Origin of the sequence: Nocardia sp. MH4, assembly GCF_019266065.1 — a bacterium.
In the GTDB taxonomy this organism is placed as follows: domain Bacteria; phylum Actinomycetota; class Actinomycetes; order Mycobacteriales; family Mycobacteriaceae; genus Nocardia; species Nocardia canadensis.
In genome coordinates this window covers 1-9,849 of record NZ_LPNR01000088.1, presented here as the reverse complement: position 1 = coordinate 9,849, position 9,849 = coordinate 1, and the positions used below count along the sequence as shown (strand labels likewise).

10 protein-coding genes are annotated in these 9,849 nt (G+C 69.0%); 9 read left to right on the top strand and 1 reads right to left on the bottom strand.

The features are described from left to right. The first annotated feature begins 164 nt into the window (after positions 1–164). The 5 genes from ATM97_RS10660 (at position 165) to ATM97_RS10640 (ending at position 3,857) form a co-directional block, all read left to right on the top strand. The gene (locus tag ATM97_RS10660; RefSeq protein WP_308248441.1) at positions 165–1,493 is read left to right on the top strand and encodes a cytochrome P450; all 1,329 of its coding nucleotides are present in this window, start codon (positions 165–167) and stop codon (positions 1,491–1,493) included. Positions 1,494–1,578: 85 nt separating this feature from the next. Next, a complete protein-coding gene (locus tag ATM97_RS10655; RefSeq protein WP_218717809.1) occupies positions 1,579–1,857 on the top strand; it encodes a hypothetical protein in 279 nt (92 codons plus the stop codon). A 50-nt stretch (positions 1,858–1,907) separates the two neighbouring features. Beyond that, positions 1,908–2,981 carry a magnesium and cobalt transport protein CorA gene (locus ATM97_RS10650; RefSeq protein ID WP_218717808.1) on the top strand — a complete coding sequence of 358 codons (1,074 nt, stop codon included), beginning with the start codon at positions 1,908–1,910 and terminating at the stop codon, positions 2,979–2,981. Next, positions 2,972–3,259 carry a hypothetical protein gene (locus tag ATM97_RS10645; RefSeq protein ID WP_308248440.1) on the top strand — a complete coding sequence of 96 codons (288 nt, stop codon included), beginning with the start codon at positions 2,972–2,974 and terminating at the stop codon, positions 3,257–3,259. Before ATM97_RS10650 ends, ATM97_RS10645 begins: the two co-directional genes overlap by 10 nt. Positions 3,260–3,455: 196 nt before the next feature. Then, a complete protein-coding gene (locus ATM97_RS10640) occupies positions 3,456–3,857 on the top strand; it encodes a hypothetical protein (RefSeq protein WP_218717806.1) in 402 nt (133 codons plus the stop codon). A 186-nt stretch (positions 3,858–4,043) separates the two neighbouring features. Here ATM97_RS10640 and ATM97_RS10635 read toward each other — a convergent pair whose 3' ends face one another. After that, complete coding sequence (locus ATM97_RS10635) at positions 4,044–4,694, bottom strand: TetR/AcrR family transcriptional regulator (RefSeq protein WP_218717805.1); 651 nt, start codon at positions 4,692–4,694, stop codon at positions 4,044–4,046. Positions 4,695–4,792: 98 nt separating this feature from the next. Between ATM97_RS10635 and ATM97_RS10630 the strand changes: the two genes are divergently transcribed. The 4 genes from ATM97_RS10630 to ATM97_RS10615 form a co-directional block, all read left to right on the top strand. Continuing rightward, positions 4,793–6,187, top strand: coding sequence for an NAD(P)/FAD-dependent oxidoreductase (locus ATM97_RS10630; RefSeq protein ID WP_218717804.1), 1,395 nt, complete (start codon positions 4,793–4,795; stop codon positions 6,185–6,187). Next, entirely contained in the window at positions 6,184–7,101 is a 918-nt protein-coding gene (locus ATM97_RS10625; RefSeq protein ID WP_218717803.1) for an alpha/beta hydrolase, read from the top strand. The genes ATM97_RS10630 and ATM97_RS10625 overlap by 4 nt, the downstream gene beginning before the upstream one ends. Before the next feature lie 31 nt (positions 7,102–7,132). Continuing rightward, the gene (locus ATM97_RS10620; protein WP_218717802.1) at positions 7,133–8,350 is read left to right on the top strand and encodes a TetR/AcrR family transcriptional regulator; all 1,218 of its coding nucleotides are present in this window, start codon (positions 7,133–7,135) and stop codon (positions 8,348–8,350) included. Between the two features lie 219 nt (positions 8,351–8,569). Continuing rightward, positions 8,570–9,849 (top strand): acyl-CoA dehydrogenase family protein (locus ATM97_RS10615; RefSeq protein WP_218717801.1); only part of this gene is annotated, 1,280 nt, incomplete at its 3' end.

Genomic DNA, 9,849 nt, shown 5'->3' with positions numbered 1-9,849 from the left:
TCCTCTGACCGTGGAACCCACTGACTGCGCCCACAATAGCGGCCGCGCGAGCATGCAGCGGGAGTCGTGAACATCGACCACGGCATGGTGAGCCCCGATAATTGGGGGCATCGAATTTCCGACACCGCATGGCACAACGGCAATTTCGCGGTGAGGATGGCGGAGTGTCACAGACCCCGATCTCGCTGCGCGACCTGCCCCGACTACCCCTGCGCCGGCTCGGCGAGCTGGGCACACTGCTGCGCCCGGGCACCCAGAGTTCCCCGCTGCGGGAATTCGGCGAGCGGTTCGTCGTCGATCCGCCGGGATTTCCCACGATGCTGGTCACCCACGAACCCGGCGATGTGCGCGCGCTGTTCGCCAATCACGACGACTTCTCCATCGGTCAGGTGCTGAGCCGCTTCTCGAGCCACGACGTGATGTTCGGCAAGCAGACGATGATCTTCCTCGACGGTGACGAGCACCGTCGCGAGCGCAAGCATTTCGCGCCGCCGTTCCAAACCGCCGCACTGCGTTCCTACGAGGACCTGATGGTCGAGGTGGTCGAACGAGAACTGCCGAAGTGGCCGGTGGGTGAGTCCTTCGAATTCCTGACCGCCGGCTACGACCTCGCCATCGGCGTGCTGCTCGGTGTCGTCTTCGGCGAGGTCGCGCCCGAGCGCCGGGACCGGCTGAAGAACGCGGTCGGCGCGTGGTTCGGCGAGATCGAGAGCCGCGGATTCCTCGCCGTCACCCTGATCACCCCGTTCCTCGGCGGCCTGACCATCCCCTATCCGCCGCTGCGCCGTGCCCAGCACGAGGTCGACGCCGTCATCGTCGAGGAGATCACCGCCCGCCGGGCCGCCCCCGAGCGCGCGACCGAGCGCCGCGACGTGCTCTCGCGCTACATCGGCACCGATCTCGACCAGCACGACGATCCCGCGCTGGCCCGCAATATGCGCGGAATCCTGCTGGGCGCCTACGAGACCACCGCCATCACCCTCGGCTGGATCGCCGCCATGCTGGCCGCCCATCCCGGCGCCATGGCCGAGGTCGACACCGCTGTCGACACCGGTGACGGCGCGCGCCTGGACGCCTACCTCGACGCGGTGGTCGCCGAAGTCATGCGCCTGCGTCCCGTCTCGCCGTTCACCGGCCGACGGGCGTTGCGCGACACCGAGATCAACGGCATCACCATCCCGCAGGGCGCGATCGTCATCGTGCCGATCCTGCTGATCCACGAATCCGAGCACCACTACCCGGACCCGATGACCTTCCGCCCCGAGCGCTTCCTCGACCAGCGGCCGAGCACCAGCACCTGGCTCACCTTCGGCGCGGGCGCGCACCGCTGCCTCGGCGCGCAGTTCGCCCTGGCCGAGGCGCGCATCCTGTTCCGCACAGTGCTCGAACATCGCCGCATCGCCCCGATCGAGGGCCCCATCGAGCCGCCGCGGCGCTATCACACCGGTTTGAGTCCGGCCGACAACGCGCGCATCACCCTGCTGCCCCGCTGACGAGAGCGACGGCCGGCCACAGTAGTGTTGCCGGAAGTGTGCTGGCCGTTCATCGGCGGCGGCGATCTCCGAGGAAGGGACTGTTGTGAACCGCACCCTGCTCGTCACTTCCGTGCTCGCCTTCGCGCTCCTCGGGGCCGGTTGCTCGCGCGCGTCCGACCCGGTGCCGACCAGCACGACGACCCCACCCACCACCACCCCCACCGGCTCCACCAGCACCGTCCCGCTGCCGACCGGCAACCGCCGAGAGGGCGATTCCTACGATCCGACCGACCCGAACAGCGTGTGCTTCGGCGCCAAGCCCGACCTGCCCCGCCCGTACCCCGGCTGCCCCGGCTACGACCCGGGTCAGCCGCACGGATAGCCGATTCGTCGCCCGCCGGACAGCCCTGGCGACTCCGTAGGATCGGTGCGGTGTCATCAGCTCCGCAGTTCCGTTTTCGACGTTCCCGACGCGCTCCGGCGCGGATCGTGCCGAAACCGGCCGTACCGACGGCGCGGGCGATCGTCGATTGCGGTGTCTATGTGGACGGGCGGCGCCTGCCCGGCCGGTGCACCCCGGCCGCGGCGCTGGCGGAGGTACGGCGTCGAGGCGAGGGGTTCGTCTGGGTGGGTTTGTTCGAACCCGATGCCCGGCAGATGAGTGAGATCGCGGGGACGTTCGGGCTGCACTCGCTGGCGGTCGAGGACGCGGTGAGGGGCAACCAGCGGCCGAAGCTGGAGCGCTACGACGACACGTTGGTCACGGTGATGCGCACGGTCGCCTATGTCGAGCACGACATGGCGACGGTGAGCGAGATCGTGCAGACCGGGGAGATCATGGTGTTCACCGCACCCGATTTCGTGGTCGCGGTCCGGCGCGGTGAACATTCCGGGCTCGCCGATGTCCGGCAGCGGCTGGAAGCGGACCCGCAGCGTCTCGCGCGGGGGTCGGGTGCGGTGCTGCACGCGATCACCGATCACGTGGTCGACTCCTACATCGCCGTCGCCCAGTCGGTGGAATACGACGTCGACCAGATCGAGGAGGAGTTGTTCACCCCGCGCAGCCGGTTGCCGATCGAATCGATCTATCAGCTCAAGCGCGAGATCGTGGAATTGCGGCGGGCGGTGAGCCCCTTGGGGCAACCGTTGCAGCTGCTGACCCGCCCCGAGGCGCCGTTGCCGAAGGAGATTCGCCGCTACCTGCGCGACGTGGCCGATCACCACACCGGTGTCACCGAGCGGATCAACGACCTCGACGAGTCGCTGACCGCGTTGGTGAACGCGGCGGTGGCCAAGATCGCCGTCCAGCAGAACGCCGACATGCGCCGGATCTCGGCGTTCGTGGCGATCCTGGCGGTGCCCACGATGATCGCCGGCATCTACGGAATGAACTTCGACTACATGCCGGAGCTGAAACAGGGCTGGGGCTATCCCGTGGTCTTGGCGACCATGGCGATCGTGTGCTCGGCACTGGTAGTGGTGTTCCGCCGGATCAGGTGGCTCTGACGGGACTACGAGTCGCCGGGTTCGACCGATTCTTCGCCGAGCACGTCGAGAGCGGGCGGCGTCCGGCGCCGACGCGGCTCGAGCTGTCGCTGTCGGCCGGGGCCGAAACCACGGCGCGTGAGCTCGCCGCGCGGGAATCGAGCTGCTGCTCGTTCTTCGTGTTCACCTTCGACGGCGACGCGATCATGCGGATCGAGGTTCCCGCCGCTCAGGTCGCGGTGCTGGACGCCCTGGCCGCGCGCGTCGATCTCGCCATCGAGTCGCGCTCCGACAGGTGACGAGTTCGCGCACGGGTACGACGGCGAACGTCGACACCTGAGCCTCGGCCGGGCCATCGCCTCCTCGCGGTGTCAGCGGCGGTGTCAGGCCGACGTCAGCTCGGTATCAGGCGGTCCGGCGACAGTTGTGCACATCGAACACACCGACCGGCACCGTTTCGATCGGCGCCACCACCGATTTCGAGGAGCACCCGACATGTCCATCATCACGCTGACCGACCAGGACAACAGCACCCTGCGCACCGCGGCCTACGGCGCCGTGTCGCTGCTGGCGGCCGCGGGCGCGCCGCACAAGGCGATCTCGCACGGCACGATCGCACTCACCTCGGCGACCGGACTGGTCGGGCATGTGCTCGCGGCCAAGTCAGCAGACATTCACCTGCACGGCAAGTCCGTCGCCGAACTCGCCGACCAGGTGCTGCCGAGCCTCACGGCGGCCATGCGCCTGCTCGGCGCGCACCACCCGGCCGAAGCCGAGAACTTCCGCGACACCGTGCTGACCGCGACCGAATCCGCCACCCAGTTCACCAACGGCCGGCCCAGCCCTGCCGTGACCGCGATGCTCCACAAGATCACCGCCGCCCTCGACGCGGCCTGACCCCGCCGAGGCCAGATCGGCCCTGCCCGGCGAAGCGCCCACCTGGCAGATTGCCTGCGGGCGCTTCGCCCATTGCCGTCGGGCGGTCAGGTGGTGACGTCCCGCGACATCGAACCGGCTGAGGAGACTGCGGCGGTGTCCCGGCTCGACCCGATCCACCACCCCTCGGCCCCACCCGCGAGAGACTCACGTCGGGTTGATCCGAAATGGCTCGAGAACCGTCGTGACCAGTGTCAACGCGACGCTCACCGCATGATCGGCGCCCCCATCGGCCAGGCCGAGTAGCGGATCCAGCCCCTGGACGTGCGGGGCCAGGGCCAGATGCGGAAGCATCAGCAGCAGCAGCGCCAGCAGGGCATCGATGTCGGCATCACGGCGGATCACCCCGGTGTCCACCGCGCGTTCGATGAGGGGACGCAGGACCGCCAGGTAATGCCGGTTGACGGCCTCACGAACCGCCGTACGGGCGACCGGGTCGGGTTCGAGGTTGGTGGCGGCGGTCATGGCTCGCTCGAGCGGATGCCCGTAGAAGTACCGCACCCAGGTCTCCACCAGCTTCTCGAACGAGCCGACGAAATCGGTGTCCCATGGCAGTTCGGCCGCGGCCGCCTCGATGGTCGAGCGGATCCGTTCACTGGACTGTTCGGCCAGGTAGACATACATGTCCGCCTTGTCGGTGAAGTACTGGAACAGGCTGCCCTTGGCGACGCCCGCCTCCCGGCAGATCGTGTTGAGACTGCCGCCGCTGAACCCCCGCGCGGCGAACTCGGCCTCGGCGGCCGCCACCACGGCGGCGCGGCGGGCGGGCGCGAGCCGGTCCCATGTCCCTGTCGGCATCACTGCTCTCCTCTGCCCGCGGGCTCTTGACGGTGCGACCACTCGATCGTACAGTGACCAGTGGTCATATGACCACTGGTCACAAAGGAGTGTGCAACATGTTCGACCCCTCCAAGGGCGCCCGGGTGTGCGTGATCGGCGCGGGCTCGGCCGGCATCGCCGCGGTGAAGGTGCTGGCCGAACGCGGCCTGGACGTGGACTGTTACGAGCTGTCCGACCGGGTCGGCGGCAACTGGGTGTGGGGCAACAGCAACGGCGTCTCGGCGGCGTACAAGTCACTGCACATCAACACCTCGCGGCAACGGATGGAGTTCAGCGACTTCCCGATGCCCGCCCACCTGCCCGACTTCGCCCGCCACGATCAGATCGCGCAGTACTTCGCCGACTACGTCACGCATTTCGGATTCGGCGAGCGGATCCGGTTCCGCACCGGCGTCACCCATGTCGCCCCACAAACCGACGGCACCTTCGACGTCACCCTGTCGACCGGCGAGATCGTCTGCTACGACGCGGTTCTCGTCGCCAACGGCCACCACTGGGATCCTCGCCTGCCCGAGCCGATGTTTCCCGGCGCGAGTGAATTCCGCGGACAGATCATGCACTCCCACGCATATACCGACGAAGCGCAGCTGGCAGGCAAGCGCGTCGTCGTACTCGGCATGGGTAACTCGGCGATGGATATCGCCGTCGACGCCTCGTATCACGCGGCACAGACCTATCTCTCGGCCCGCAGCGGCGTCCACGTCATCCCGAAATACGTCTGGGGGCGACCCTATGACCAGATCGGCGGAGCGGAATGGATCCCCTCCTTCCTGCGCTGGCCCTTGGCCCGGCGACTGATGGCCGCGGCCACCGGACCGATGACGCGATACGGCCTGCCCGCACCGGATCACAAATTCGCCCAGGCACATCCGACGATGTCGAGCCGCATCCTGGATCGGCTGGCGCACGGCGCGATCACACCGGTACCCACCATCGACCGGTTCGACGGCGACGAGGTCGTCTTCGCCGACGGCCGCCGCGTAGCCGCGGATCTGGTGGTGTTCTGCACCGGCTACAAGATCAGCTTCCCGTTCTTCGACCCCGGTTTCCTCGACCCCTCCGGCGACAACCGGATCGGCCTGTACCGCAGGCTCTTCCATCCGGACGTCCCCGGTCTGTACTTCCTCGGCCTGATCCAGCCGTTGGGCGCCATCATGCCGATCGCCGAACGCCAGGCCCATCTCGTGGCCGATCACCTGCACGGCGTCTACCACCTGCCCGACCGCCGGGCGATGGAGCGGGAGATCACCGCGCATCGTCGGGGACTGGAACGTCGCTATGTGGCGTCCAAGCGGCACACCATCCAGGTCGATTTCGACGATTACATGCGCGATCTGCGCCTGGAGCGCCGCCGCGGCGCCGCCCGCCCCGCCGGGATGTCGAGTGCCGATTACCCGACCGCGTCCGTGTCGGCGCGCCGCGAACGCGAGCTCGAGGTGACGCCGCGATGAGCAGCGAAATCCTGCGATTTCCCTCCGTGGCCGGCGAACGCTGCGCCGCGACGCTGTACCTGCCCGAGGGCGAGCGGCCGCCCGTGATCGTGATGGCGCACGGCCTCGGCGCGGTCCGGGCAATGGGTCTGGCCGCCTATGCCGAACGGTTCACGGCCGCGGGCTACGCGTGTCTGGTGTTCGACTACCGGTATTTCGGCGACAGCGACGGCACACCCCGGCACCTGCTCTCGACCACCGAACAACGCGCCGACTGGGCCGCCGCACTCACCTTCGCACGGCAGCTGCCTCAGGTGGACGGTGAGCGAATCATCGCCTGGGGCACCTCCTTCGGCGGCGGGCATGTCATCTACACCGCCGCGCAACATCCCCCCGGTCTCGTGGCCGCGATCGCGCAGTGCCCGTTCACCGACGGCGTGGCCTCCACCCTGGCGGTCCCTGCGATCAGCTCGGTGAAGGCGACCGTCGCCTGGCTGCGCGATGTCGTCGGCACCCGACTCGGACGCGCGCCACACATGATCGCCACCGCCGGACCCGTCCACAGCACGGCGCTGATGAGCGCTCCCGACGCCGAACCCGGCTATCTGGGCCTGGTCCCGCCCGGCATGGACTTCCGTAACGAGGTCGCCGCGCGCGTGGTGCTCGATATCCTCACCGACCGGCCCGGTCGTCTCACCCCCGATGTCCAGGTCCCGATCCTGTTCTCGGTGTGCGAGACCGACTCGGTCGCCCCGGCCGGGCCCACTCTGCGCTACGCCGCCCGCGCGCCTCGAGGCGAAATCCGCACCTATCGGGACGGACACTTCGACATCTACCGCGGTGCGGCCTTCGATCGCGTCGTCGCCGATCAGCTCGACTTCCTGCGGCGGCATGTGCCGACGGCCCCGCTCGGCGAAGGAGTATCCCTTCCCTAGCCGGACCCATCGTGCGGGCACACTGAGGGGGATGAGATCCGAGGTGACCACCCGCCGCACGCGACCGCGCAATCGTCGCACGATCATCCTCGCCGCCGCGTTCGACGCGTTCGCGCACGACGGGTATCACGACACGTCGATGGCGATGGTCGCCGCGCGGGTGGGCATTTCTCCCGGCGCGCTCTACCGGCACTTCGACAGCAAGCAGCATCTGCTCGGACAGTGTCTGCTCGCCGGATTGGACGACGCGCTGGCCCGGCTCGAGGGTGCCTACCGGCGGTGCCCCGCCGGTGACACGGTGGTCGTCGAACTGGTCCAGGTGGCGCTGGACCGGCGTGGCCTGCCCCGGTTGTGGCAGCTCGAGTTCCGCCATCTGCACCCGACCGACCGGATCGCGGTGCTCCTGCGGGCCGCCCGGATCACGGAGTTCCTGCGCCGGACTTTGCGGGCGCAACGACCGGATCTGCGGCCCGCCGACGTGGAACTGCTGAGCTGGGCGGCCTTCTCGGTCGCGGCGAGCCCGGCCTATCACCGGCTCGAGCTGCCCCCGCCGGTCGCGGCGCGAATTCTCGTCGCGACCGTGCGGGCGGTTCTGGCCGTGGAGCTCCCCGCGTCCGGGGCAGGCGCGGCGCACGTTCGCGCGCACTGGGCGGCCAGCGACCGTCCCGGACTCGACCGCACGGTGCGTCGCGAACGCCTGCTCGCCGCGGCCGCGCACCTGTTCACCGCCCGCGGCTACCCCGGGGTGAGCATCGACGACATCGGTGCGGCCGTCGGCATCACCGGCCCCGCCGTCTATCACTACTTCGACAGCAAGGCTCAGCTGCTCGACGAGATCGTGCGCCGACACGACGAGTGGGTGCACCTGATGGTCTCGCGCGCGCTGTCGCACGGCCGCGATCCCGGGGAAGCGCTGCGGACCCTGACCCGCAACTTCGCCCGGTTCGGCGTCGACGAACCCGACCTGCTCGCCATCACGGTCAGCCAGACCCGGTATCTGCCGACGGCGGCCGAACGCCGGTACCGGCAGGTGCGTCAGGACGGGATCGGCCGCTGGGCCCGGATGCTGCGGACCCAGCGTCCGGAAGTGGCACCACCGGTGGCGCGCATGCTCATCCGCGCGGCGACCACGGTGGTCATCGAAGCGGTCCGCAACCCACGGCTGGCCGCGCGCCCGGATCTGGTCGACGTCCTGGTCACGGTGGCCGAACGGATCCAGGCCGTCCCGCTCGACCTCACCCGGCCCTGATAGTGATTCACGCCACTCCCGGGCCCTGTCCTCCCGGCCATCGACGGCCGATCACCAGCCGCTGGACCCGGCCACCTCGCCCGACCTCGTTTTAGGCTCCGTTCACTTATCGTTGCCGACCGCCGAGCCGTGCCGCACAGTGTGCCGCGGGAGCCGCACCGCCGCTCCCCTGTTCCCCCGGACGCGGCGCGTCCCCGGCCCACCGAGAAGGCAACGTTCGTGAGTCATTACAAGAGCAACGTGCGAGACCTCGAGTTCAACCTGTTCGAGGTGTACGGACTCGACACCATCCTCGCCGCAGGCACTTTCGGTGATATGGATGCCGACACCGCGCGCTCGGTGCTCAGCGAGGCGGCCCGGCTCGCCGAGGGCCCGGTCGCGGCACCGTACGCCGACGCCGACCGCAACCCGCCCACGTTCGACCCGGCCACACACACGGTCTCGCTGCCGGAATCGTTCAAGCGCGCCGTCCGCGCCTGGTACGACGCGGAGTGGTGGCGGCTGGGTAAGGCCGAGTCGCTCGGCGGTGTCGCCGCCCCGGCCATCCTGGAATGGGCGGTCACCGAGTTCGTCCTCGGCGCCCAGCCTGCCGCGCACATGTACAGCATGGGTCCGGTGATGGCCGACATCCTCGACCGCGTCGGCAACGACCTGCAACGCGAATGGGCCCGCATCATCGTCGAGCGCGGCTGGGGCGCCACCATGGTGCTGACCGAACCCGACGCAGGCTCCGACGTCGGCGCGGGCCGCACCAAGGCGATCGCGCAGGAGGACGGCTCCTGGCACATCGACGGTGTGAAGCGGTTCATCACCTCCGCCGACTCCGACGATCTGTTCGGCAACATCGTGCACTTGGTGCTCGCCCGTCCGGAAGGCGCCGGCCCCGGCACCAAGGGCCTGTCGCTGTTCTTCGTGCCGAAGTTCCATTTCGACTCCGCCACCGGCGAACTCGGCGACCGCAACGGCGTGTTCGTCACCAACGTCGAGCACAAGATGGGTCTGAAGGCCTCGGCCACCTGTGAGCTCACCTTCGGCGGCCACGGCGTGCCCGCCAAGGGCTGGCTCGTCGGTGACGCGCACAACGGCATCGCGCAGATGTTCGAGGTCATCGAGAACGCTCGCATGATGGTCGGCACCAAGGCCATCGCGACGCTGTCGACGGGGTACCTCAACGCCCTCGAGTACGCCAAGACCCGCGTCCAGGGCGCCGACCTGACCCGGATGGCCGACAAGACCGCGCCCCGCGTCACGATCCTGCACCACCCCGACGTGCGCCGTTCGCTGCTCATGCAGAAGGCCTACGCCGAGGGCCTGCGTTCGGTGTACCTGTTCACCGCCGCGCATCAGGATCCCGAAGTCGCCCAGCACGTTTCGGGCGCCGACGCCGAACTGGCCGCGCGCGTGAACGACCTGCTGCTGCCGATCGTCAAGGGTGTCGGCTCCGAGCGCGCCTACCAGTACCTGACCGACTCGCTGCAGACCTTCGGTGGCTCCGGCTT

What these genes read in the sequence shown, in the direction of transcription:
- ATM97_RS10630 (WP_218717804.1), top strand. Translation starts at nt 4,793, where the DNA reads ATGTTCGACCCCTCCAAGGGCGCCCGGGTGTGCGTGATCGGCGCGGGC.
- ATM97_RS10625 (WP_218717803.1), top strand. Translation starts at nt 6,184, where the DNA reads ATGAGCAGCGAAATCCTGCGATTTCCCTCCGTGGCCGGCGAACGCTGC.
- ATM97_RS10635 (WP_218717805.1), bottom strand. Translation starts at nt 4,694, where the DNA reads ATGCCGACAGGGACATGGGACCGGCTCGCGCCCGCCCGCCGCGCCGCC.
- ATM97_RS10640 (WP_218717806.1), top strand. Translation starts at nt 3,456, where the DNA reads ATGTCCATCATCACGCTGACCGACCAGGACAACAGCACCCTGCGCACC.
- ATM97_RS10620 (WP_218717802.1), top strand. Translation starts at nt 7,133, where the DNA reads ATGAGATCCGAGGTGACCACCCGCCGCACGCGACCGCGCAATCGTCGC.